Source organism: Variovorax sp. V15, from assembly GCF_041154425.1.
Lineage (GTDB): Bacteria > Pseudomonadota > Gammaproteobacteria > Burkholderiales > Burkholderiaceae_C > Variovorax > Variovorax guangxiensis.
Window position 1 is genome coordinate 16,935 of the sequence record NZ_AP028660.1, and the last position, 23,344, is coordinate 40,278.

The window sequence follows — 23,344 nt, forward strand, 5'->3', positions numbered from 1 at the left end:
TCGCCAACGCTCGGCGGTCAGCGGCACTTGACCTCGTAGTCAGAGACGTTCGGAAGATCCTTCTCGCCCACGGTGGTCACGGTCAGTCGGCCTGCCGGGCCGGAATAGCCGAAGTCGCAATAGGCAAGGCCGGTGCCCGCGCAGGACTCGGCTTCGGCGATGCCGCGCTTGACAAACCCGGCCTGCCGGGACTCGCTGCTGGCCCCGCCGCGCACCGGATTCCATCCGCTGGCAGCCAGGACCTTGCGCGCCTTGTCGATCGGCATGCCGTAGACGTTCGGCACCTTGGCGCGGCCCTTGCAGACCGACTCCTCGTCGGCCAGCTTGCCCAGGCGCAGGGTGCCGTCGGCCTCGACGCGCAGGTCGCCCACAGGCGAACCGACGAGGTCGCCGTCCCACACGCGCGCGGAGCCGCCTTCCAGCGCGGTCAGGTTGCCGATGGCGGTGTCTTCTGGCGACTTGCCGTAGGCCAGCGCGACGAGCCTGTCGCCGTCGAACACCGCCACGTTGCCCTGGGTGATCGTGCAGGTGCCGCTGGTTCCGGCTTCCATCTGGCCAGCGAAGCTGACGGCGCGATAGGAACCCATCGGCACATCGGCGGTCACCGCCCAGCCCTGCGCGGCCACCAATTTGGCCGCTGGCGACTTCGGCTGGATCACGCGCCATGAGCAGCTATTGCGGTCGTCGGCGCTGCCGCCGGCCTTGGGCAGGCTGGTGATCGCCTTCATGCGGATGTCCTTCAGGTCGGACTGCACGCGCGGTGCTGGTGCGCCGGTTTGAGCCATGGCCGGCAAGCAGAGCGCGAGACCGAGCGCGAGTGCCGCGTGGCGTGTGGCAGATGCACCGATGGTTTTCAGAGAGGGGCGTGACAGCATATTGAAAGTTTGAAATGAAGACGGGGTCCGTACGCGTTTTTGATGCGGCGATCGAGGATGCGTCGAGTTGTTGAGGCAACGTGCCAGCATCAGATTGCAGTCGTGAGTTTGGGTGTGAAGCGAGCCACGTGTGCACGTCGGGACGACACATCAAACGACATTGCGCTCGCGCTCTTCGCCGGCATCAAGAACCCTCCGCAATGACTGTCTGTCTGCGCACGGCGAATTCTATTCAAACTAGATCGACTGGTATATATTCGCGCACCTCCAGGGCCCGACGCAACCGACACAGTCACCACGAAGGCATAGAGATGAAAGTTCTCACCGCGCTCCAGGCATCTGGAATTTCACGCCAACTCCGGTCGGTACTTCGAGCGATGGCAGGCTCAGTGATCGTCGCCTGCGCGCTCTCAGGATGCGCGGTGAACGCGCCTCCCGCCTCAAGTGATCCGCAGCAGCAGTTTGTCGTCGCGCAGCGCAATGCCAACGCGCAGTACTACCAGAGCCTGCTCGCCTACAAGCCGTTCTTCGAAAATCCCGGCGGCTACAGCCAGGCGCAGGTACTCGCCGCATACGAAACAGTCCTGTACCAGTACTCCCTCGCCGTAGGGAGTTGGATGCGCGCCATCTACCCTGCCGCACGACAGGCCCTGCCGGCTTCCCTACAGCCGCTTGCCGCGCCAGCAGAGCCGCTCACACTGGCAAGCGTGAATCGGGACTACGAATACGCGCTCGGAATGAACGCAGCCTCGTGGGACATCAGCATGGCGGCAGACTTCGGCAAGCCGTCGAAGCTGCCCGTCCCGAGATACGACGGCCCGATACTCATCGGGCCTGCCCTGCCGCCTCTGCCACCCCTGCAGGATGTTCGTGACCCGAAGTTCGCACGGTTGGTGACCATGACCAAGAACGTGGATGTCGCACAGAAGGCAGACCTCGCGCAACAACGCGCAGCGACTGAAAAAGTTCTGTCGGAAGCTGCGGCAATCCGCGCTACAAACAATCTCCGCGGTCAAGGCCTCGACCAGATCAATCCGAGGACCGGGCTGCTGTACCCACCGCCACAACAGGAAACGCAGCGCTGGTGCATGATGGGCGGCGGCCGGGTTCCCTGCTGAAACCTTCTGCGCCCTGGCGCCTGTAGCGGCGCCGGATCTCCACCTGATATGGATGAAATCACACTCGCGCCCGCAAGCTCCTGAACTACGATGCGCCTGACTCGGCGACGCCGCGGGATCCCCGATGCGCCGTCACTACTCCCCGACGATGGTGATCGCCAGACTGTCGCGACTCAGAGGACAAGGCATGGAACAGGAGAGCCGTGAACGGCTCGTCGGAAAGGCGACTCGACTCTTTTCTGAAAGAGGCTTTCACCTTGTCAGCGTCGAAGAGATCGTCGGGGGCTCCGACGAACTGCGCATCGCGATGCATCGCCATTTCTCGCGCAAGGAAGATCTCGTGCAGGCCGTGCTCGAGCAGCGCTCCGACGACATCCTGGACAGCATCGCGCGAAGGCTGGAGGAGATTCCCGACCCTATCGGAAAGATCAAGGGCATCTTCGACTGGCACGGCGATTGGTTTCGCACGCCCGCGTTCGCGGGATGCCTCTTCGAGCGTGCATTGTCGGAGTTCGGTGTCCACACCAAGGGCATCTCGGATGTGGCGCTTCGCTACAGAAGCACGCTGAAGAGGCAGATGGCCGAGATGCTGCGCATGCTGCTCCCGCAGGCGCCTGCCGTGCGGTTGGCGCTCGCGTACGCGATGCTTCTCCATGGCGCGGGCGCCGCGGCGCAGGCCCATGGAAATCCGGAGGAACTGGTGCATGACGCATGGCAGGCGGCGAAGTTGCTGCTCGACAAAGCCAGGCAGCCTTGAGGCATGACACCCATGCGCCGTGCAGAACACCGATGCGAGCCGCAGTCCATCGGCGCTGTAGCAGCGATCGGCGATGATCTTCGGCCTATGGGAAGAAAACTCGCTGCCATGGTCCGGCCGGACGCCGTTCCCGTCTTCCGGTTTTCCACGACCGACTATCCCGTGCGGGACCGGTTTCACCTGTGGGTCAAGGACAACCTCTGCGACTGCGTATTCGAGGACGACGGCCATGGTTCCTTCGACGCGGAAGCCACCGGCGCGGCCCTCGGGCCTCTGGTCATCTCGGGACGGCGCTGGCCCGGTCGGACTCGGCCTTTGACCTATTCGGTCGACCGCAACGCACGGCGCATCCGATTGGACGGGCAGGACTCCTTTCGCCTCACGCTGCTGCTGGGCGGGCAGGTCACCCGCCGCGACATGGGACCGGACGCGATCAAGAGAGCCGGTGACCTCTTCTTCTACGACGTGGCCCAACTCAACGACTGCATCGTCGAAGCGGGGGATGTGATCAGCGTGGTCGTGCCCAGGTATCTCCTGCCGGGCCACGCCGCATTCCTGCACGATCGCAAGCTGAACGGCGCCATTGGCCGGCTCCTGGCCGACCAGATGCTGTCGCTGTTCCGGAACCTCTCCACGTTGCGGCAGCAGGACGTGCCCCATGTGGTCCAGTCGATGCTGCTGCTGATGGCCGCCGCCGTTTCACCGACCGACGAAACGATACGGGAGGCCGGCAGCTCGATCGGTGCAGCGCTGCTGGAACGGATTCATCACTACATCGATGCGCATCTGCTCGAGCCCGATCTCACGCCCGACAGGATCTGCCGGGAGGTCGGGCTTTCACGGGCCAGGCTCTACCAGCTATTCGAGGTGGAGGGTGGGATCATGCGGCAGATCCGGCGCCGAAGACTGCGTCATGCGTACCAGGTGCTCAGTGACCCACGGCGTCGGCATGTGCGCATCGCCGAGGTCGCATGGACGCACGGCTTCTCAGACGAAAAGTACTTCTATCGCCTTTTCAAGGCCGAGTTCGGTCACACGCCCAAGGAGACGATGGAGCATCGCGCCGGCCCGGTCTTCATGCCGGGCGATCGCGCGGTGAAGGACCCGTCGAACGTGGGAAGCAGCCTTTCCGGATGGACCTTGCCTTTCGGCGTGCTCAACAACTGACCGGCCGCGGCCGGGTGTGCTATTGCATCAGCACCATCTGGACGCATGCAGGGGCCGGGGCCCCGTCGTTGCGGGGCTCGGCCGGTAGTGGGTACACCTCGACCCGCATGCCGGGCCGCTCGAAGACGTCGTACAGCCATCGACCATGTTCGCCATAGGACGAATGGCGTGCGAAGCCCATGCTTGCCAGCCGGGCCGTGAAGCGGGCGAAATCGGGTTCGCAGCGGCTCCAGGGCACAGGCTGCATTCCAGGCAACGGACTGAAGGTCAGGTCCAACCGCCCCGCGCCGCTCACGTCCTGCCGCATGATGCCGAAGGCCCAGTTCCCGGGAAGACGCTGGCCGTAGCCAAACTGCTGCGAGTCGACCTTCTTGACCTGCACGCCGAACGCACGTTGCATGGATGCGGGCGTGACATCGGCAACGCTTCTGCTGCTGCGGATCAACTCCAGCATTCGCTGCAAAGCCTGGTCCGCGCTGAGGTCCGATGAGGAGAGGGGCTGCGATGTTGGCCCGCGGTCCGCTTCACCCTGATCGGAAGGCTGGCCATGGGCGCTGCCGCATCCCAGGCACAGGCTCATCATGCCGATGGCCGCGATGCCTGCGCCGAATACATGTCTGGCTGAAGCCACATGCGTCATGTGGAACTCCCGGACACCGCGAACCCTCTTGGCTGCAGTGCGAAAAAAGCCTGGCTTCATGCGCGAAAAGTTCATCGGCAACTCGAGTGCGATCATGCTCGATCGATTGCCCGGAATTCTATTCAAATCAGACTGATCGGTATACATTCAACGCACACCGTGTGCGCTCGATGCGTTCCGGCAAGCCACCGGCTCGCTCCGTACAGGAATCCCCAGCGGTAATGAAATCGTGAAGAGAACATTCAAGACCATCGCCATCTCTCTTGCCGTCTTCGTCCATTGCGTCGCAGCCCAGGCCGACGAGAGCACCGGCCAGTTGATCAGGCGCGAGGCGCCCAAGGGCATCACTGCTGCGTTCTTCGCATGCATCGACAAGGCCAGCTCCGACAGGATCGCCATCGCCGCATGCCACTCCGATGAACAGGCGAAACAGGACGCACGCCTGAACAAGACCTATAAGGCACTGCTCGCCAGGCTCGGCGCGCGGGAAAAGGAAAGTCTTGTGGGCGCGCAGCGGGCATGGCTGGAACTGCAGACGAGGAGTTCCGTCTTCGAGGAAGCGCTCTACGCAGACGAGCCCATCGCGGGCATGCAGGTCAAGCTCAATGGGATTTTCAGGCTCTGCGAACGCGCCAATGTGTTGGAGAAGTACCTGTCCATTGCGAAGGACCAGTGAATACGATGAACGCGGGGCGCTTCATTTCCTTTCTGGCCGTGCTGGGCATGCTTGTCTTCGCACTCCACGCTCGCGCGCAGGTGGCCTGCCCGCCGGGTTGGATTCCTTACAGTGCGACTTCTTGCGGGCGTGCCCCCAGCGCGCAGCAATCCCCTCAAAACAGTGGCTATGGTTCTCCCGCCCCGCTGGAGTCTCGTTGGGGCGCGATCGCTACCGACGGCGTGAAGGGCGTGCTTGGGATTGCTATCGGGGAGCGCAGTGAGCAAGGTGCTCAGTGCAAGGCCTTGGCCGATTGCCAAGCCAAGGGAGGATCGCCTTGCAAGCTCCAGCTTTCCTATTCCAACGGATGCGGAGTGATGCTCGTCGGAAGCCGTGGATTCAGTACGGCGGCCGCCGGCACAAAGGAGGAAGCCATTCAGAAAGGCATGGCGATCTGCAGCAGCGATGGCGACACCGGGTGCCACGTCTACTACACGGACTGCAGCTCGCCGGGGCGGAATCGTTAGCGGCCGAGACTTCATCCGCCTGTAACCACGTCATCGGAGCGAGAGGAGTTTCACGATGGCATTGAACGCGAGCATCGGCCAGATCGCCTCGAACCTGAATGGTTGGGCGCCGCATTGGCTTCCTGCATACGACTTGAATGCCTATGCCGCGAAGGTGGACGCAGAGTGCGGATACGGCTCTGACATGATGATCGCCATAGAGGTCAAGACCAGGCTGTTCGAGGAGACAGTTGCGTTCGTCCAGTTGTGCGGAGCGTTTGCCACGCTGAACACGTCGGTCGCGTTGCGATACACGCGTGTGCATGGCAGCGAGGACGAGCTTGGGAAGGCGCTGGAGCACAGCGCTGCCAGCGCATGCCAGACATACACGGAACTGCTGAAACTGCTTGTCGATCGAGGCATTCTTGTGCAACGGGGGCTGGATTCACCTCCATCCGCGTGAGCATTCACAGCTGCGTCAGCCTCTCGAACCGCCGTGCAAGCTTCATCATCAGATTGGGTCAGTGACCACCGAACGCTGCGACGTTGCGGATCCCCTTGGAGAGGCTCCACAAGGAAATGCATATGCCGTCGCAATCCTCCTCGACAAGAACGTCGGGAAGGTCACCACCATCGAGGTCGAAGTACTTCAGAGGCTTGGCCGGGAGCATGCCTCGGTAGATGTATGCCTCGCCGTCCTTGACGAAGACATAGTGACGCTGCGCATAGTACTCCCCGGGAATATCGCGTACCTCGTTGCCTGGCACGATGATGGTGGTCCGTCCTTCATCCGAGGCGGAAACCGCTGTGGCCCTGCGGAGTTTCAGTTGCTTGACGGGCACACCCAGACGCGGTTTGCCGACTTCGATGAAGGCCTTCAGCGCCGTTTTCTCGCCGGGCGTGATTGCTCTGGTGTTCCAGTGTGTGGCCCGCGTGGGTCTTAACGAGAACATGCCGAACTGTGCCGTTGTTGACTTTGGGGTCGGGCCCTTCACTTTGACGTCGGCGATCTTCCAATCGGCCGGATCTCCGGTGGTATGCGGCTCTGCCTTGCACGTGTATCGAGTGTTCTGCCCGTAGCGGTAGACGGGCAATCCACGCCTGCAATGCTCGGTCAACCGAAGAAGGTCCGCATGCTTCTCAAGATTGACGACAACCTCATCGCTGTCATCGGCGGACGAGAGCCACGCAAAGAACAGATCTGGGCGCGTACTTGAACTCTCCATGGCCCCGCCGGCAATGCATGATGCGGATGCAAGGTACAGCGCTGCACACAGGGCGGAGAGGCGAAGCGATTCCATTGCGGTAGTTTCCTTGGGCTCCTGCGACTGGTCAATCCGACAAGGCGCAACCGATGGGCAATCGCCACTGCCAAAGCTCAGCTAAGATTTCGTCGTACAACCAGGAGACGACGGAATGCGCGCGAGCAAGCGCCAGCAGGTGGTGGACAAGGCCGGCGAGCTGTTCTCCCTTCATGGCTTTCACCCGGTCGGCATCGAGCGGATCATCGACGAGGCGGAGGTCGCCCGCATGACGCTCTACCATCATTTCGCCAGCAAGGAAGACCTGATCAGGGCAGTGCTCGAACAGCGCTACGCCTTCATCATGGACAGCATGGCTGCCAAGCTCGCGGCCATGCCCGACGCTAGCGCGCGCCTGAAAGGGATCTTCGATTGGTATGGGACGTGGTTTCGCAGTCCCACGTTTGCGGGCTGCCTGTTCGAGCGAGCGCTGGCGGAGTTCGGGGATACGTGTCCCACGGTGACCGATGTGGCGGTGCGCTATCGCAATGACCTGCTCGCGATGATCGAGCGCCTGCTTCGAGAGGTGGTCAATCGCAGTGCCGCGCGTCGGCTGGCCAATGTGTACGTGATGCTGCTCAGCGGCGCCACAGCTGATGCACGGGCCGTTGGTGATTCGAAGGCCGCCGCTCGGGCGTGGGTGGCGGCTCAGGCGCTCTTGAACGAGGCACGGGCGGATACGGGGGGCGTCCGCTAGCCAGGCGAGCGTTCCAGTGGAGCCGTTCCCTCTGGTTGAACATGTCGTCGGTCGGTGCGTAGAGATCGCAGCAGGCTGCACGCCTTGTTTGCGTCGCACCGACCGAACATGCGCTGTACGCTCAGCGGTGCTCTGTCGGCGCTGCGTTGTGGCGTTGAGAGTGATGGCCGATGACCCCAGAATAGCCGGCGATCATGGCCAGGATGCCCAGTGCAGGCACCAACCAAGACAAGAGTCTCCAGAAGATGGGCGGGCGTTTGACGTTCAGGTGCGAGAACTCCGGCGGCGTCATGGGAGCGGTTGCGGGCGGCATCGTCCATGGTGGGCGTACACCAACACCGAGCGACTCCCCAACCCTCTCGAAATGCTTTTGAAGCGCACCCAGATCGTAAGGCTCGCCGATCGCGTCGATGAGTTCGACGTTGAGCGGAGATACAGGGTCGATGGGAAGGACGGCGACATCGACCCACGCCCAGGACCAGAGGTTGGGGGCATCGAAGTAGGCGGTGTCCCCCGCGTGCAGCACAGGCCTTCCAAACAATGACTCCTTCAGAGGCCACCTGGGGGGTTCAGATTGGCAGTTCGCATCCTTCAACTTCACGCGCATCGTCGCCATCATTTCCGCTTGCAGCGAACGCGCGCGCGTCAGGGCCTCGCCTTCATCATCGAACGCTGCATCGAGATGCACGGTATCGAGAGTCAGGTAATCACCATCGAGCTCCCGCAGCAACCCGACCACGAGCCATCGTTTGCCTGCCAGCCTGGCCTGCTCCGCGCGGATCCCTGCTTCGATGGGCAGGTGACGTGGCTTGAGGACACGCCAACGGCAGCCCGGAATCAACGACTCGAACGACACCAGATCCGGGTCTTGTGCGAAGGATGAGAGTGTTTCGTCCATGAGCTCGAGTGTTGCATGTCGGGCGAAGGCCGACATCCACATGCTCATCGGTCGACCCCCCAGGTCTCGCCGCACATCAGCCCCTGCGCGTGGTCGATATCGCAGGCCAGCGCGTCGTTCTTTTTCTCAGCGACATTCGCGCGCAGGTAGGCGAGGCCGTAGTGGTAAGCCTCACGATCGCTGGTCACGACACCCCACACCGGCCCCCAGTCCTTGCGTGGCAACCAGCCTGCCAAGGATTCGAGAACTTCGCCGTCCAGAGCGCGCGCCAGCTGAGCATGATCGGCGAACAGCCAGGCGATGCGATGGCGCTTGTCGGCCAGCGGCAGGGCCGAGCCGGCGAGCGACTTGAGGGCTTGCGCGGTCCACGGACCGGGTACGCCTTCCGTCTTGAATTGCTGCAGTCGTGGCCTGTCGAGTGCCTGCACCGCTGCCTGGTACTCGTCGAACTGGGTCTTTCTGAACACCTTGAAAAAGGCCTGCAGGTCCATGTCGTTGAAGGCGCTGTTCCTGTTCGGTTCGATCGAGGGCTCGGCCGTGACATTCATCGCCGGGAGGCCGTCGCAGTGCACGTACGTCTTTTCGTCGAAGGTGCACTGCGCGTACAGCGCGTCTTCCAGGTCGGGGGAGGCGGTGTTTTTCATCAGCGCGAGGCCTTGCGGTGATTGTTTCCATTCGAAGGTGAACGGCAGCCTGTGGCCTCCGTGGCATTTTCCGTTCTGTCCTCCGTCGTGCAGGTAGTAGCGGCGGCCCGTGACGGTGTCCTTCACGGGGAACAGTCGTGGCACGTTGTCTTCGCCACCGAGGTCGGTGTTCAGCCGCTCGATCTTTCCTCCGCGTTCGTGCCACACCTCGTACCAATCGCTTGGATCGGGGCACGAGGGCGTGGGGTTGAGCTCGGGGCCTGTGAAGGTATCGACTGCTCCGCTTACATAACCTCCGATCTGGCTGCTGCCGCCGACCAGCAGGCCACAGTCCGCGTCCCCCGGAATCTCGACCAATTGCACCGTTTCGATACGCACGCTCATCGTGCCGTCCGCCGCGTTCTTCACCACGGTGTTGTTCAGAAGTTCGCGGTACAGCACATCGCTCAACTCGAAACGGCAATTCACGTTGGCATCGACGAGCCGAGGCTTACCCGCAGGCGTGTCATCGATGAAAGGATCCATGGCTGGAAGTAGCACTTTGGCGCTGTCGCCGAGCCGTCTGCGGTCGATGCCGCGGACCGGCCGGGCGATACCTTGCGATGCCAGGAACAGCAGCTTGTCGCGTGTCTCGGTGTCCTTGGCCGCGTAGCAGGCGGGATGCTGCGAGCCGATCAGGCGGAACGGGCTCAGGATGGTGCGTGCGACGGCCTCGCGCGCATTGGCGAATCGCTTCTGCATGAGCGGCCATGCAGCCCTGAAGCTGCCTGCATCCATGTCCGAAGGCAAGCACTGCAAGGCGGTGTCAGCGTCATGGTTGGCATAGCCACTGGCGAACAGTTCGTCCCAGAGCTCCGGCTGGATGCGCCCGGCCAGCGCGGGCCATTCGGCATAGTCCATCGGTTTCGGCAGATGTCGCCAGAGCGCGCGCCAAAGCTCTGGCGGCACTCCGTAGCTGGGAGACTGGCTGGCATCGTGCGGGAACTGAACCCAGGCTCGTTGGACTAGCCCGCGAAGCGCCGCTTGGGCGTGGCGCTGCAGCACTGGTTTCGGGACGCCGGCCAGTGCGCTGTCGAGACCGGCTGCGGAGCGGCTGTTCATCAGCACCAGATTGCCCAGGGCCTGATCGTCGTCGACGATGCGCGCGTAGATTTCGGGTTTGAGCCGTCCGGCAAGCGCGCTCCATCCGGCGATGGCAGCTTCGCTGGCAGCCAACTGTTCGGTCTTTGGGTTGTAGGAGCTCACGGATATCGCCAGCTTGCGCATGTATTCGCGCGCCAGCTTGTCGTCCGAGGGCGAGCCGAAGGACAGCGACGCGATGCGCGCGGCATCCACCGGCGCCTTGGGCGGCGCGGGGCGGATGACAGTCGTCGTCAATCCGTAGACCGAGCCCAGCACCTTCAACACCTTGTCGCGCTTGTAGTTCGCACTCAGCGTCACCGCGGTGTCAGTACCGCCCTGGAGCGTCTTGCGTGGATCCGCACCATGGGCCAGCAGCCAGATCGCGGTCCTGTCCTGACCGGCGCGGATGGCGTGGTGCAGCAGGGTCCCCCCGTGCCGGTAGGCGTTGAAGTCCGCGCCGGCCTTCTGCTGCTTCGCCAGATAGGCGGTCAGTGCCGCCTGGTTGGCCACCGGAAGATCGTCTGGTTTCGGGAAATCCCAGAATCCTTCGGCCGGTTCCGCACCGGGCATGGAGAGCAAGGCGGCGAACGCGTTGTCCGTGGCATCGCCGGAGAACGCGTTTGCCGCGATGCAGACGAACAGCATAGACAGCGCCATCACTGTCCCCAGTCCGATATCCAGGAGTTTCTTTTTCAGCATGCCAGCCTCTTATCTATCCGTAGGCCCATAGTGGCAGCGTTGTTGCCGGATCGAATGAAGGGGGCAAGAAGTCTGAGTGAAACGCGGTGGCCGTCACGATGCGAGGACTCGGCGGCGATGAGGCGCTCCAAAGCCGCCCATGAAGATCCCGCGGACGCGCAACGCCATTTGTTCCATCCAAGCATCGAGCATTCGCCGAGGAAACCCGGTTCACATCGCCGCGATCGCAACCTTGCCCGTCCCGCCTGAACTGGTTGATCGACAAGGAACTGGGAATGCAACGCGCCCGGCCTTCCTGGTGCCGAGGGGTGCTCATTTGACGGTCGGTGTCCTACTTCGCACAACGCCGCCGCCGCACGACAGTTGACAACTGAAGAATTTGATCAATCAATGGACGTGACCCTATAAATCAAGCCTCTTCGTTCCTGCTAAGGCTTCTGGTCGATCTGAGTGGATGGGCCGGCATTTCCCATGAATCTGAAATCAATGTGGCGCAATGCCAGCGACGATCGGGAGGAGGGCGAGTTCGCGACAGTGTCGCGCGAGGTGCCGACACGGGACCTGCTCGCCTGGTCGCGACGCTCTGTTGGCATGACAACGTCCCCGCGAGCCGACGTGATCGCCATCGTCGATGACGACCCGCACGCGCGACAACTGCTCGGCGGCTATCTTGCGCAAGAAGGCTACAAGGTGCTGGAGGCCCGCAGCGGTGCATCGCTGTTATCGATCCTGTCTCGCAGCGTCGTCGACCTCATCGTGCTCGACATTGTGTTGCCGGGTGAGGACGGTTTCTCTCTTTGCAGGCAACTGCGTGCAGCGTGTGTGCGCACACCAATCATCGTCCTGAGCGCGAGGGCGGAGGATTCCGATCGGATCAGGGGCTTGACGATGGGAGCCGACGACTATGTCGGCAAGCCCTTCAATCCGCGTGAGATGCGCGCGCGCATTCAGGCGATCCTGCGGCGCAGTCCTGCGAAGGAGGAGCCGGGCGGCCCCTCAATGGGCAATGAGGTTGTGCGATTTGGGCCCTTCGAGTTCAACCTGGGCACACGCATGCTGCGCAAGAACGGCGAGATCTTCGGCATCACGACGGTCCAGATCGCGCTCCTCAAGGTTCTGGTTCGTCATGCAAGGCAACCGCTGTCGCGCGAAAAGCTCGCTCGGGCCGCGCATGGGCGCGAACTCGGTGTCTTCGATCGCAGCCTGGACGTGCAGGTTTCACGACTGCGCAAGCTGCTGGAGGACGGCGAATTTTCCTATATCCAGACGATCTGGGGCGTGGGCTATATGTTCGAGCCCAGTGGGCGAGGCGATCTCTTTCGCGCCCGCCGCTGAGCGCAGGGCCGACGTCCCAGCACGGCTAGCCAGGCACTTGTCCGACTTTGCCGGCAAACCATCGGAAGATGTTGGTCTGGCTTCTCCTGCCATGGCTCGACCGCACGAAGAGAAAGCCCCGTTCCGCATTGCCCAGCGCATCGACCGGAATGCCGGCCGCCCGCAGGGCGATGAGCTCCGCGCTGGCACCGATGTCGAACGGCAGTTTCAAGGTCACGGTCGCGTTGTGGATGGTCCGTCTAGGCATTGCTGTGCTTTCCATGCTTCCTGGCGGCCCAGTGGACCAGGACAGGCTTCTTCACGAATCCCACGTTCATAGGAGGCAGGCTGGAAGGCAGGGACCCGTGATGCCAGGCCAGCTATCCAGTCTGTAAGCGCGCCGCTCGCCTCGCGAGCATGCGCGTCTTCGGCCGCTTCGGGCGCGCGATTGACAGCTCCTTTGACAGGGGATCCCTCGGTTGAGCACTGGGCTAGTCGCGACGAGGGCCGGTGGCTCCGATGGATTGGACAGGGCTCCGTGACCGCCCCGCCGCAAGTCCGCCGTACCTGGGCTCCATGTGCGTGCGATCAAGCAAGAGTTCCTACTTGTTGCACAGCGTGCTTTGCATGCGGATCGTCGCTGACCAAGCTCATCGCAGTCCGCGGCCAGAAATAGGCGATGGTGTGAAGGGAAGGGCACGTGAATTAGACAACTTCAATTCGTGCTCGCATGCATGGGGACGCGATCGATGGGAATTCATGAATTGTGGCTTTTTATTCATATTGAAATTGAAATTCACCAGTTCATTTTTTTGATGGAATCGAGGCAAGGCTTTTGAGCTGCGAGAGCTAGAAGACGAATATGTTGCATGTATACAACTCAAAAAGGGATGAGGCGGCATCAAAAAAACCTCACGCATTTGACGCTATGTCTTGCAAGGTGAGGTCATCGCATGCTTGCTGGTCCGCGAAGGGTGAATTGATATGCGGGCCCCCTGCCCCAGAGAAGTAGCCAAGTGACAGCGAAGTTTTGTTGCAGGTACCCGCGCCGTTAGCCCTGGCTTGCGGTGTCGCCCTGACATCTGCGTTGGCGGCTGGGATCCAAGCGAAGGCTGGAAAAGCACGCTCGCCAAGCACCGGGGCCCACTGCTGGTGGCCCGACTCCATTGGAGAAAACCGCCCTAGGAAGTGGATTGAACGCCTGAGCCTTCAGCCAACCTCGCGGGCAGTTTTCCTGGGCGCACTCCTCATCGGGCGCGATGGTTGAGGCAGGGGCATACCTCGTCGCCCAAGGCGTTCACCTGGGTGTCGCCGCCCGGTGGAACGACTCACTGCGCAACTTTCTCGCAATCGCGGCAATACGCCACGAAAAGCGGGGTCAAGCAAGTTGGATTCAATAGAAAGCGCAAATTTCAGCCAAAAAACTCACGCTCTGAAGCGTTAATGATGTGGTAAGCGAATAAATTTATTAGTAACTTAATATTACTATTGTTGAGTGCTTTCCATTAGTAAATTTAAATCGATTCAACCAAATTGCTCCGAAAAGCAACAGGTCAAGTTGCAATCGTTAACGTCGTCATCAATAGTTGTTAACAACAGTTAATTGCGAAATTCCCAGGGAGAAGCGGTTTTTGAATCGAACGGACGGAGCCCCATGAATACGATCTATTGTTCAGTTTGGAATGAATCCCTTGGTGCCTGGGTTGCGGCGTCGGAAAACACCCGCGCCCGCGGCAAGCGTGGCGGCAGCCGCAAGGCGGCTGTGCCGCGCGCGCTCAGCCTGCGCCCCTCGGGGCTCTTGCGCGCGGGGGTCATGAGTGCGTTGTTGGCCCTGGGCTGGCTCGGAGGTGCCTCGATGGCGCAGGCGCAGTCGGTGAACTGCACTGCGTCGCCTTACAACTACTACAATGGCACCGCCTCATGTATGGGTTGGCAATCCCAAGCTACCGCGGATGGAGCCACGGCGCTCGGATATCAGGCGATAGCCTCTCTCAACTGGGCGACGGCCGTGGGTTATCAGACCGTAGCTTCGGCGCAATATTCGGTCGCTATCGGCCGTCTGGCATCCGCTACGGGCCCGGGAGGCGCGGTCGCGATAGGTAGCGGCACCGTCTCGAACGACGTCAATACAGTCGCGATCGGCGTGAACGCCAGTGCCACTGCAGCCGGCGCCAGCGCATTAGGCACCTTCGCCAATGCCGCGGGAGGCAATTCCACGGCGATAGGTGTCAGCTCTTGGGCCAACGCCAACTTTGCGTTGGCCGGGGGGTGGGCCTCCGTCGCCAGCGGAGACAGCAGTACGGCACTGGGACGTCAGGCCAACGCGGCTGCAACGGATGCCATTGCGATAGGGCATCTGGCGACGGCAAGCGACGCCGCAAGCACAGCCGTAGGGAACAGTGCCCGGGCGCTGGGGAACAGTTCGCTTGCGCTCGGAGCGCAAGCGCTTGCCAGCGGGGCGAGCACAGTTGCGGTTGGCCAGGGCGCGGGTTCGGGCTCGACGACAGCCAATACGGGTTCGATCGCAGTGGGTATTGCGGCCGGAGCGCTGGTCAGCGGCGCGCTGAACACCGCCATGGGGGGAGGCACTGCGAGCGTGATGCGCGGCGCGGGCTCGGGCGTCACGGGAACACGCAACGTCGCTCTCGGCACAGGCGACGGCTCTGTCGCCTACGACGCCACCTTGAAGGCTTCGGCAGGCAGCCTGGTCAGCGGCAACGACAACATCGCCATCGGCACCAACGCTGGCATCGGGGTCGCGGGCAACGCGACGACATCGATCGGCCTGAACGCAGGTGCGACCGCGGACAGGGCGATTGCAATCGGCTCCCAGGCAAGCGCTTCCGCAATGGATGCTGTCGCGCAAGGCAGCACTGCCACCGCAGGCGGGCGGAACGCCATTGCGATCGGCTTCCAAGCCATCGCCTCCCAGATCAACTCCATCAATCTTGGCGCGCGCACAGTGGCGGGAACGGGCGCCACGGCCCAGGCCGCCATCGCTGTCGGCACGGACGTGGAGGCGTCCCAGACACGCGCTGTCGCGATGGGTATCGCAAATCACGCGACCGGCGTCGACTCACTTTCGATCGGTACCCGAACCAATGCGGGTGCCGACAACGCCACCGCGCTCGGCTCGGGCGGAACCACCGCCGCCACCGCAGTGCGCGCCACTGGCACCGGTTCCGTGGCGGTTGGCGGTAACACGACCGCAGGTGCCAATGCAGCGGGAACCAATGCCATCGCCATCGGCGGGGAATCGTCCGCAACCCAGACGGAAGCGATCGCAATCGGCCGCCTGTCGAACGCCTCGGCCCTGAACACCATCGCGGTCGGCCGCAACACCCGGGCGGATTCGGCCGAAGCGGTTGCCGTCGGCACCAACGCCATCGCCACGGGCGGCAAGGCTGTCTCGATCGGCTCCGGAAACACTGCCTACGGCAATGGCGCCGTGGCCATCGGCGATCCGAGCTTCGCGAGTGGTACCGGCGCGTTCGTCGGTGGCGCGGACAACATCGCCAACAGCGACGGCACGGCCTCGGCCACCGCGGCCAACCAGGCCAATGGCGCGGTCGCCATCGGCAACGGCAACAAGGCGATCGGCCAAGGGTCGGTGGCCCTGGGCAACGGCTCCACGGCCGGCGCCGTCGGCAAGGCCGGCAGTGTGGCCATTGGCGACGCAGCGAGTGCGACTGCCAATGCCGGCGATGTGGCGCTGGGCTCCGGATCAGTGACCGCAGCGGTCGTCGGTACGCCCAGCGCGACCATTGGTGGCACGACCTACAACTTCCGGGGCACCACGCCCACGAGCACCGTGAGCGTGGGCAGTGCAGGCAACGAGCGGACCATCACCAACGTGGCGGCGGGGCGGATCTCTGCGACCTCGACCGACGCGATCAACGGCTCGCAGCTGTTCGCTACCAATCAGGCCGTCGCGGCCATCGCAGCCAGCACGCCCACCCACTACTACAGCGTGAACGACGGTGGCACGCAACAGGCGAACTACACGAACAACGGCGCGACCGGCGCGAATTCGCTGGCCGCCGGCGTCGCCGCATCGGCGGCGGGCGATCAGTCGGTGGCGCAGGGCTTCCAGTCGAGTGCAACGGCCGGCGACGCCATTGCAATCGGGACCGGCACCAAGGCGTCCGCGGTCAGCAGCACTGCGATCGGTGTCAACGCCGTGGCATCGGGCGTCAGCGGCTCCACGGCGGTGGGTGCCTTCTCCAACGCCAGCGCCACCAACAGCCTGGCGGTCGGTGAGTTCGCCAGCGCATCGGGCGAGGGCGCCGCAGCCGTGGGCACCGGCGCGAACGCCGCGGCGGCGCGTGCCACGGCGCTCGGCAACGCCTCGTCCGTCACGGCAGCGGGCGGCGTCGCCGTGGGCGATACGGCCAGCGCCAAGGCGGCGAACAGCGTGGCGCTGGGCTCGAACTCGGTCGCCAACAACGCCGGCGATGTGGCATTGGGTTCCGGTTCGACCACCGCCACGGCTGTCGGCACGGCCAGCACGACCATCAACGGCAAGGTCTACAACTTCCAGGGCACCACCCCGACCTCGACAGTGAGTGTCGGTGCATCAGGCGCGGAGCGCACGATCACCAACGTGGCGGCCGGACGCATCTCCGGCACCTCGACGGATGCGATCAACGGCTCGCAGCTGTTTGCCACCAATGCCGCCATCGATGATGTGGCTGCCACGGCCGCCAAGGGCTGGAACGTGACCACGGCCCAGACGGGCACGGGCACGGTGACGGGCACCGGCGTGCAGAACATCGCCCCGGGCGGGACCGCCACCTACACGGCGGGCAACAACATCGCGATCACGCAGAATGGCTCGGAGGTGCAAATCGCCACCAGCGCGACGCCGAGCTTCACAAGCGTGACCGCGGGCGGCACCGTCGTCAACAACGCCGGCCTCACGATCACGGGCGGTCCGAGCGTGACGAACACCGGCATCAATGCCAACAACACGGTGATCACCAATGTGGCGCCGGGTGTGGCACCCACGGACGCGGTGAACGTGGACCAACTGACCACCACGGTGGCGGCCAGCAAGACCAAGTACTACAGCGTGAACGACAACGGCGTGGCCGGGGGCAACGTCAACAACGATGGCGCGAAGGGCATCAACTCCATTGCGGCTGGCGTGGGCGCCAGCACCACTGCGGCGGCCACCGGCGGCGTGGCCATGGGCAACAACGCGGCAGTCAGCACCGTGAACGGGGTGGCGCTCGGAACCGGCGCGACGGCGGGCGTTAATGTTGGCGACGTGGCACTGGGCGCTGGCTCGGTCACGGCGGCAGTGGTCAACACGCCGAGCGCGACCGTCAACGGCACGGTCCACAACTTCCAGGGCACTGCGGCGACGAGCACCGTGAGCGTGGGCGCCGTCGGCGCCGAGCGCACCGTCACCAACGTGGCCGCGGGCCGGATCTCCGGCACATCGACCGATGCGATCAACGGCTCGCAGCTGTTCGCGACCAACACCGAGCTGGCCAATATCGGAGTGACGGCCGGCAAGGGTTGGAACGTGACCACGGCCCAGACGGGCACGGGCACCGTGACGGGCACCAGCGTGCAGAACATCGCTCCGGGCGGCACCGCCACCTACACGGCGGGCAACAACATCGCGATCACGCAGAACGGCTCGGAGGTGCAGATCGCCACCAGCGCAACGCCGAGCTTCACCAGCGTGACGACGGGCGGCACGGTGCTGAACAACAATGGCCTGACGATCACGGGTGGCCCGAGCGTGACGAACACCGGCATCAACGCCAACAACACGGTGATCACCAACGTGGCACCCGGCGTGGCTCCCACCGATGCGGTGAACATGACGCAGCTGACCACCCAGGTGAACGGCGCCAAGAACCACTACTACGCCGTGAACGACAACGGCACGCAGCAGGCGAACTATGCGAACGACGGCGCCACCGGCATCAATGCCCTGGCTGCGGGCGTGAACGCCTTGGCCGCAGGCGCCAGCGGCGTCGCCATGGGCAACGGCGCGCGCGCCAGCGCCGCGGACACCATCGCGATCGGCAGCACGGCGACGGCCGATTCCGCGGAGGCGGTGGCCATCGGCAAGAACGCGAGAGCCACCGGTGGCAAGGCCATCTCGATCGGTTCGGGCAACACCGCCTATGGCGACGGAGCCGTGGCGATCGGCGATCCGAGCTATGCCAGCGGCACCGGTGCCTTCACCGGCGGTGCCAACAACATCGCCAACAGCGACGGCACGGCCTCGGCCACGGCGGCCAACCAGGCCAATGGCGCGGTCGCCATCGGCAATGGCAACAAGGCCATTGGCCAAGGCTCGGTGGCCTTGGGCAACGGTTCCACGGCCGGTGCGGCCGGCAAGGCGGGCGGCGTGGCCATCGGCGATGCGGCAACGGCGACGGCCAATGCGGGCGACGTGGCGCTGGGTTCAGGCTCGGTCACGGCCACGGCCGTTGGCACGGCCAGCACGACCATCAACGGCACGGTCTACAACTTCCAGGGCACCACGCCGACGAGCACCGTGAGCGTGGGCAGCGTAGGCAACGAGCGCACCATCACCAATGTGGCGGCCGGCCGGATCTCCGGTACCTCGACCGACGCGATCAATGGCTCGCAGCTGTTTGCCACCAACCAGTCGATCGAGAACCTCAGCGCCACCGTCACCGCCAACAAAACCAAGTACTACAGCGTCAACTCCATAGGCGGCGGCAACGAGACCAACAACGGCGCAACGGGAGCCGATGCCATCGCCTCGGGCAAGAATGCGGCAGCGACCGGAACATCGGCGGTGGCCATCGGCCTCGGCGCCACCGCGGCCGACGCGAACAGCGTAGCGCTCGGCTCCGGCTCCACCACGGCCGCGGCCGTCGGCACGGCCAGCACGGTGATCAACGGCACGACCTACAACTTCGCCGGCGCCGCGCCGACGAGCACAGTCAGCGTCGGTTCGGTCGGAGCCGAGCGCACGATCACCAACGTGGCAGCCGGCAGGCTCTCGGGCTCGTCGACCGATGCCGTCAACGGTTCGCAGCTTTTCTTCACCAACCAGTCGATCGAGAACCTGAGCAGCACGGTCACGGCCAACAAGATCAGGTACTTCAGCGTCCGGTCCACCGGCGGCGGCAACGAAAACAACAACGGCGCCACGGGTGCCGACGCTGTCGCCGTGGGCAAGGACGCGAGCGCCACCGTCGACAACGGGGTCGCACTAGGCTCGGGCTCCGTTTCCGACCGCACGGTCGCGGGCAGCACCGGCAACATCCCGGCGGGCAGTTCCCTGATCCCGTTCAACACGACCGACCGCACGCTGCTGGGCGCCCTCTCCGTCGGCAGCGCGACCACCTACCGCCAGATCACCAACGTTGCCGACGGCACGCAGGCGCAGGACGCGGTCACGGTGCGCCAGCTCAGCGGCGCGCTGCAGTCCTTCGCGGTCACGCCGATCCAATACTTCCATGCCAACTCCACGGCGGCCGACTCGCTGGCCATCGGCGCGGAATCCGTCGCGGTCGGCCCGCAGACGGTGGTCAACGGCAACAACGGCGTGGGCATCGGCAACGGTGCCGTGGTGCAGCAGAGCGCGCCCGGCGGCATCGCGATAGGCCAGGGCTCGACCTCGCACCTGGCCGACTCGATCGCGCTGGGCACGCAGTCTTCGGCCGCCGCGGTGCAGGGCGTGGCGCTGGGCGCCGGCACCAGCGTGACGCAGGCAGGCGGCGTGGCGCTGGGCGCGGGCTCGGTGGCTTCGACGGCGGCGGGCGTGGCCGGCTACGTGCCGCCCACCGCGACCGACGCGCAGCGCATCGCCATCGGTGCGACCACGAGCACCCTGGCGGCCGTGTCGGTGGGCAATGCCGCCAGCGGCCAGTTCCGCCAGATCACCGGCGTGGCCGCGGGCACAGCCGACAGCGATGCGGTCAACGTGTCGCAGCTGCGGGGCGTGCAGGGCCAGGTGGCGGTGATCGATCAATCGACGGTCAAGTACGACACCAACGCCGACGGCACGACCAACTACAACAGCGTGACCATGGGCGGCAGCAACGCCACCGGCCCGGTCACGGTGCACAACGTGGCACCGGGCGTGGCGGGCACCGACGCGGTCAACGTCAACCAGCTCAACGCGACCAGCGCCGGCCTGAACAATCGCATCAACGCCCTGGGCGACAAGGTCGATGCCAACGCGCGGATGCTCTCGGGCGGCATCGCGGCCTCGGCCGCCATGGCCGTGGTCACGCCGGTGGAGCCCGGGCGATACCACGTGAGCGGGGCGGTGGCTGGCTACAACGGGCAGGCGGGCATCGGCTTCAACCTGCTCAAACGCTCGGACAACGGACAGACCACCCTGCATGCGGGCGTGGGCTGGGCCACCGGTGGCAGCAAGGCCATCGTGCGCGTGGGTTTCGGGTTCTCGTTCGACTGAGCGCAAGAGGAACAACATCTATGAAAACACACAATGCAATCCAAAGCCTCGCACTGACCGCTCTGTTGGCAGTTCTGGGGGGCTGCGCGTCGGGCACCCAAGCACCCGAGCAGGCAGGCGCGGCACCTGCAGCCGCCGAGGCGGTGCGCTTTCCCGAGGCGGGCAGTGCCTGGCTCAAGGGTGGGACCTTCGTCAATGTGGAGCAACTGCGCCGCGTCGGACGGGGGATGACGAAAAATCAGGTGCGCGAGCTCATCAGCTATCCGCACTTCAGCGAAGGACTGTTCGGCCCGAAGGAGTGGGACTATCTGTTCAACTTCCGCACCGGGCGCGGCGACGAGTTCGTCACCTGCCAGTACAAGGTGGTCTACAGGGACGGGCTGTCCGACGCGATGTACTGGAAGGACCCGGCTTGCGCGGGCTATGTCGCGGCCAAGGCCGAGGTGGCGGGACCGGTGCCGGCCGCCGCCGTGGCGGCGGCGCCGCAGCGGTTCAAGTTGGCCGCGGACGCGCTATTTGCTTTCGACAAGTCGGGCATCGCCGACATGTCGGCCGACGGGCGGGCGCAGCTCGACCAGTTGGCCGCACAGCTCAAGGGCCAGTACAAGCGCGTCGACACGATCACCGTGATCGGCCACACGGACAGGCTGGGCAGCGATGCCTACAACCAGGCGCTGTCGGCCGCGCGTGCGGCGACTGTGCGCGACTACCTGATCGCGCAGGGCCTGCCGCGCTCGGCGCTGCGCGCCTTCGGGGTCGGCAAGACGCAGCCCCTGGTCCCGTGTACCGACGGCGGGCCGCATAGCCAGCTCATTGCCTGCCTGCAGCCCAACCGTCGCGTCGAGCTCGAGGTCAGCGGCGAGCGATAGGCCGCCGGGGCTCTAAGGTCCCCACATGGCCGGTGGGATCGCTGTCCCGGCGAGTGCCATGAGGGCTCAGGCCGGGATCCGGTGGATTAGGCATTGGAAACCCATCGGATTCCCAGCGCTTCATGCGCTGGGGTCGAGGCGTTCATCGACACCCGACCGCGCGTTGCCCTGCGCGTTCAGGGCTGACTGATTGACTGTACAGGCGCCTCGCTTCGTCCGAAGTCAGCGGGACGTCATCCGCGAGCTCCCGCAATGGACTTTGCAGGGGCAGGTCTCCCGATTGCTCAGTTGCTCAAGCACTTTCGAGCGATCGGGAGAACGGATTGCGGGTTTTTGAGTTCGCGCGAAGGCGCCTGGCAGGAACCGAAGGTGCATGCGGGTTGCGTGCCCTGGCGCAGGAGGAGGGGGGCAACCATCCGAATCTCAACAATAGAAAGAATCTTCGTGCTCGATCTGAATGAAGTGGCGATGTTTGTGCAGGTCGTCCGGTGTGGCAGTTTTGCCGAGGCCGCGCGGCGGCTGAACATGCCGTCGCCAACGGTGAGCCGGCGCATCCAGCAGCTCGAAGCGCGGCTGGGCACGCGGCTGATGCAGCGGTCCACGCGCAAGCTCGAGCTGACCAGTGCAGGGCGGGCCTTTTACGAACGCTGCGGACCCGCCATCAAGCAACTCATTGAGGCCGGGCAATTGCAAATCGCGGACAGCTCGGCGCCGAGTGGCCCGGTACGGGTTGCTGTACCGACCCTTTTCTTCGATTTCTTCGACATGGCATGGGTGGCGGCGTTCCTGGCGGCTCATCCGCTGGTCACGTTGGATTTCGTACCCAGCGATCTGCCGTTGGATCTGATCGCGGATCGCATCGATGTCGCTTTTTGCTGCGCTCCCTTGCAGGACTCCAGCTATGCGGCCCGGAAGATTTGCGCGAGCGACGCAGAGCTCATTGCGAGCCCTGCGTATTTGACGGCTCAAGGCATGCCGGCCTCGCCGGAGGAACTGAGCGAGCACGCGTGCGTGGTGCAATCCGACGCCAGCGGCAGCACATGGCGCTTGCGGGACATGGCCGGCGTGGAGACGAACGTGCGAGTCCAGGGGCGCTTCAAGAGCAACGCGCACCAGGCACTGCGCAAGGCGGCCTGCGCGGGGCTCGGCATTGCGGCCTTGCCCTCGATCCTGACAGGCGCTGATGTCGCTGCGGGACGGCTGGTGCGGGTGCTGCCGGGATACACGCGTGTAGACCCCGGCTTGAACGTCGTGTACCCGAGCCGGGGGCGCCGCCCGCTGGCCGTTTCCATGTTCGTCGAGATGGTGGTGGAGAGACTCGGCCTGAAGGACCACGCCGCCATGGGCCGCGCGATCGTCTGAGGTGGTCAAGGCGCGCTGCCATGTGCCGGGCGACACTTGCCGTGTGTCTGGCACGAGGGCGGCCTCGTAGCCACAAGTCGCCCTTGCGCAATGCGAGGCCGCGACCTCGGGGATCGGGCCGTCACTTGCCGTGAAGCTCGCGAGCACTGCTGCCGATGGGCGACTCGCGCATGCCTGCTTTGGCGCAAGCGTCCGGGTATGCGCATGGCGACGAGCTGATCGAGTCAGCATCATGCATGAACTGCGTCGCTCGCAGCGAGCAGTTCTTGCCTTTCCGTCAATGACTGTCTTCGCAGGGGCA

Annotated in this window: 17 protein-coding genes; 11 read left to right on the plus strand and 6 right to left on the minus strand. The window is 64.3% G+C overall.

Annotation, left to right across the window (positions count from 1 at the left end; translation table 11 throughout):
• Positions 1 to 17: 17 nt before the first annotated feature.
• Positions 18 to 785 (minus strand): PASTA domain-containing protein, encoded by a 768-nt coding sequence (locus ACAM57_RS32505; RefSeq protein WP_369662724.1) that lies wholly within the window; start codon positions 783 to 785, stop codon positions 18 to 20.
• Between the two features lie 401 nt (positions 786 to 1,186).
• Between ACAM57_RS32505 and ACAM57_RS32510 the strand changes: the two genes are divergently transcribed.
• From ACAM57_RS32510 to ACAM57_RS32520, 3 genes are all read left to right on the plus strand, one after another.
• Complete coding sequence (locus tag ACAM57_RS32510) at positions 1,187 to 1,993, plus strand: hypothetical protein (RefSeq protein WP_369662725.1); 807 nt, start codon at positions 1,187 to 1,189, stop codon at positions 1,991 to 1,993.
• A 187-nt stretch (positions 1,994 to 2,180) separates the two neighbouring features.
• Positions 2,181 to 2,750: a TetR/AcrR family transcriptional regulator gene (locus tag ACAM57_RS32515; protein ID WP_369662726.1), complete on the plus strand. Its 570-nt coding sequence runs from the start codon at positions 2,181 to 2,183 to the stop codon at positions 2,748 to 2,750.
• Between the two features lie 12 nt (positions 2,751 to 2,762).
• On the plus strand, positions 2,763 to 3,917 hold the full coding sequence (locus ACAM57_RS32520) for a helix-turn-helix domain-containing protein (protein ID WP_369662727.1): 1,155 nt from the start codon (positions 2,763 to 2,765) through the stop codon (positions 3,915 to 3,917).
• A 19-nt stretch (positions 3,918 to 3,936) separates the two neighbouring features.
• Here ACAM57_RS32520 and ACAM57_RS32525 read toward each other — a convergent pair whose 3' ends face one another.
• Positions 3,937 to 4,653, minus strand: coding sequence for a hypothetical protein (locus ACAM57_RS32525; RefSeq protein WP_369662728.1), 717 nt, complete (start codon positions 4,651 to 4,653; stop codon positions 3,937 to 3,939).
• A 133-nt stretch (positions 4,654 to 4,786) separates the two neighbouring features.
• Here ACAM57_RS32525 and ACAM57_RS32530 point away from each other — a divergent pair, with 133 nt between their 5' ends.
• Genes ACAM57_RS32530 through ACAM57_RS32540 form a run of 3 tightly spaced genes read left to right on the plus strand, consistent with a single transcriptional unit; the run spans position 4,787 to position 6,181 of the window.
• Positions 4,787 to 5,233 (plus strand): lysozyme inhibitor LprI family protein, encoded by a 447-nt coding sequence (locus ACAM57_RS32530; protein ID WP_369662729.1) that lies wholly within the window; start codon positions 4,787 to 4,789, stop codon positions 5,231 to 5,233.
• 5 nt (positions 5,234 to 5,238) lie between these two features.
• Positions 5,239 to 5,739, plus strand: coding sequence for a DUF4189 domain-containing protein (locus ACAM57_RS32535; protein WP_369662730.1), 501 nt, complete (start codon positions 5,239 to 5,241; stop codon positions 5,737 to 5,739).
• A 55-nt stretch (positions 5,740 to 5,794) separates the two neighbouring features.
• Positions 5,795 to 6,181 carry a hypothetical protein gene (locus ACAM57_RS32540; RefSeq protein WP_369662731.1) on the plus strand — a complete coding sequence of 129 codons (387 nt, stop codon included), beginning with the start codon at positions 5,795 to 5,797 and terminating at the stop codon, positions 6,179 to 6,181.
• A 58-nt stretch (positions 6,182 to 6,239) separates the two neighbouring features.
• Here ACAM57_RS32540 and ACAM57_RS32545 read toward each other — a convergent pair whose 3' ends face one another.
• A complete protein-coding gene (locus ACAM57_RS32545) occupies positions 6,240 to 7,019 on the minus strand; it encodes a hypothetical protein (protein ID WP_369662732.1) in 780 nt (259 codons plus the stop codon).
• A gap of 115 nt (positions 7,020 to 7,134) precedes the next feature.
• On the opposite strand from ACAM57_RS32545, the gene ACAM57_RS32550 reads away from it, so the two are divergent.
• Positions 7,135 to 7,716, plus strand: coding sequence for a TetR/AcrR family transcriptional regulator (locus ACAM57_RS32550; protein WP_369662733.1), 582 nt, complete (start codon positions 7,135 to 7,137; stop codon positions 7,714 to 7,716).
• A 121-nt stretch (positions 7,717 to 7,837) separates the two neighbouring features.
• Here ACAM57_RS32550 and ACAM57_RS32555 read toward each other — a convergent pair whose 3' ends face one another.
• Positions 7,838 to 8,614, minus strand: coding sequence for a hypothetical protein (locus ACAM57_RS32555; RefSeq protein ID WP_369662734.1), 777 nt, complete (start codon positions 8,612 to 8,614; stop codon positions 7,838 to 7,840).
• A 44-nt stretch (positions 8,615 to 8,658) separates the two neighbouring features.
• Entirely contained in the window at positions 8,659 to 11,079 is a 2,421-nt protein-coding gene (locus ACAM57_RS32560; protein ID WP_369662735.1) for a hypothetical protein, read from the minus strand.
• 471 nt (positions 11,080 to 11,550) lie between these two features.
• Between ACAM57_RS32560 and ACAM57_RS32565 the strand changes: the two genes are divergently transcribed.
• Positions 11,551 to 12,414: a response regulator gene (locus ACAM57_RS32565; RefSeq protein WP_369662736.1), complete on the plus strand. Its 864-nt coding sequence runs from the start codon at positions 11,551 to 11,553 to the stop codon at positions 12,412 to 12,414.
• A 25-nt stretch (positions 12,415 to 12,439) separates the two neighbouring features.
• Here the strand turns inward: ACAM57_RS32565 and ACAM57_RS32570 are convergent, their stop codons facing one another.
• Positions 12,440 to 12,631, minus strand: a complete 192-nt coding sequence (locus ACAM57_RS32570; RefSeq protein ID WP_369662737.1) for a hypothetical protein — start codon at positions 12,629 to 12,631, stop codon at positions 12,440 to 12,442.
• A 1,416-nt stretch (positions 12,632 to 14,047) separates the two neighbouring features.
• On the opposite strand from ACAM57_RS32570, the gene ACAM57_RS32575 reads away from it, so the two are divergent.
• The 3 genes from ACAM57_RS32575 to ACAM57_RS32585 all read left to right on the plus strand — a co-directional run bounded on the left by ACAM57_RS32575 (position 14,048) and on the right by ACAM57_RS32585 (position 23,043).
• Positions 14,048 to 20,812: an ESPR-type extended signal peptide-containing protein gene (locus tag ACAM57_RS32575; protein ID WP_369662738.1), complete on the plus strand. Its 6,765-nt coding sequence runs from the start codon at positions 14,048 to 14,050 to the stop codon at positions 20,810 to 20,812.
• 65 nt (positions 20,813 to 20,877) lie between these two features.
• Positions 20,878 to 21,681, plus strand: a complete 804-nt coding sequence (locus tag ACAM57_RS32580) for an OmpA family protein (protein WP_369662739.1) — start codon at positions 20,878 to 20,880, stop codon at positions 21,679 to 21,681.
• A 444-nt stretch (positions 21,682 to 22,125) separates the two neighbouring features.
• Positions 22,126 to 23,043 carry a LysR family transcriptional regulator gene (locus ACAM57_RS32585; protein WP_369662740.1) on the plus strand — a complete coding sequence of 306 codons (918 nt, stop codon included), beginning with the start codon at positions 22,126 to 22,128 and terminating at the stop codon, positions 23,041 to 23,043.
• Positions 23,044 to 23,344 lie beyond the last annotated feature (301 nt).

What these genes read in the sequence shown, in the direction of transcription:
- ACAM57_RS32505 (WP_369662724.1), bottom strand. Translation starts at nt 785, where the DNA reads ATGGCTCAAACCGGCGCACCAGCACCGCGCGTGCAGTCCGACCTGAAG.
- ACAM57_RS32510 (WP_369662725.1), top strand. Translation starts at nt 1,187, where the DNA reads ATGAAAGTTCTCACCGCGCTCCAGGCATCTGGAATTTCACGCCAACTC.
- ACAM57_RS32515 (WP_369662726.1), top strand. Translation starts at nt 2,181, where the DNA reads ATGGAACAGGAGAGCCGTGAACGGCTCGTCGGAAAGGCGACTCGACTC.
- ACAM57_RS32520 (WP_369662727.1), top strand. Translation starts at nt 2,763, where the DNA reads ATGCGCCGTGCAGAACACCGATGCGAGCCGCAGTCCATCGGCGCTGTA.
- ACAM57_RS32525 (WP_369662728.1), bottom strand. Translation starts at nt 4,653, where the DNA reads ATGATCGCACTCGAGTTGCCGATGAACTTTTCGCGCATGAAGCCAGGC.
- ACAM57_RS32535 (WP_369662730.1), top strand. Translation starts at nt 5,239, where the DNA reads ATGAACGCGGGGCGCTTCATTTCCTTTCTGGCCGTGCTGGGCATGCTT.
- ACAM57_RS32540 (WP_369662731.1), top strand. Translation starts at nt 5,795, where the DNA reads ATGGCATTGAACGCGAGCATCGGCCAGATCGCCTCGAACCTGAATGGT.
- ACAM57_RS32545 (WP_369662732.1), bottom strand. Translation starts at nt 7,019, where the DNA reads ATGGAATCGCTTCGCCTCTCCGCCCTGTGTGCAGCGCTGTACCTTGCA.
- ACAM57_RS32550 (WP_369662733.1), top strand. Translation starts at nt 7,135, where the DNA reads ATGCGCGCGAGCAAGCGCCAGCAGGTGGTGGACAAGGCCGGCGAGCTG.
- ACAM57_RS32555 (WP_369662734.1), bottom strand. Translation starts at nt 8,614, where the DNA reads ATGGACGAAACACTCTCATCCTTCGCACAAGACCCGGATCTGGTGTCG.
- ACAM57_RS32560 (WP_369662735.1), bottom strand. Translation starts at nt 11,079, where the DNA reads ATGCTGAAAAAGAAACTCCTGGATATCGGACTGGGGACAGTGATGGCG.
- ACAM57_RS32565 (WP_369662736.1), top strand. Translation starts at nt 11,551, where the DNA reads ATGAATCTGAAATCAATGTGGCGCAATGCCAGCGACGATCGGGAGGAG.
- ACAM57_RS32575 (WP_369662738.1), top strand. Translation starts at nt 14,048, where the DNA reads ATGAATACGATCTATTGTTCAGTTTGGAATGAATCCCTTGGTGCCTGG.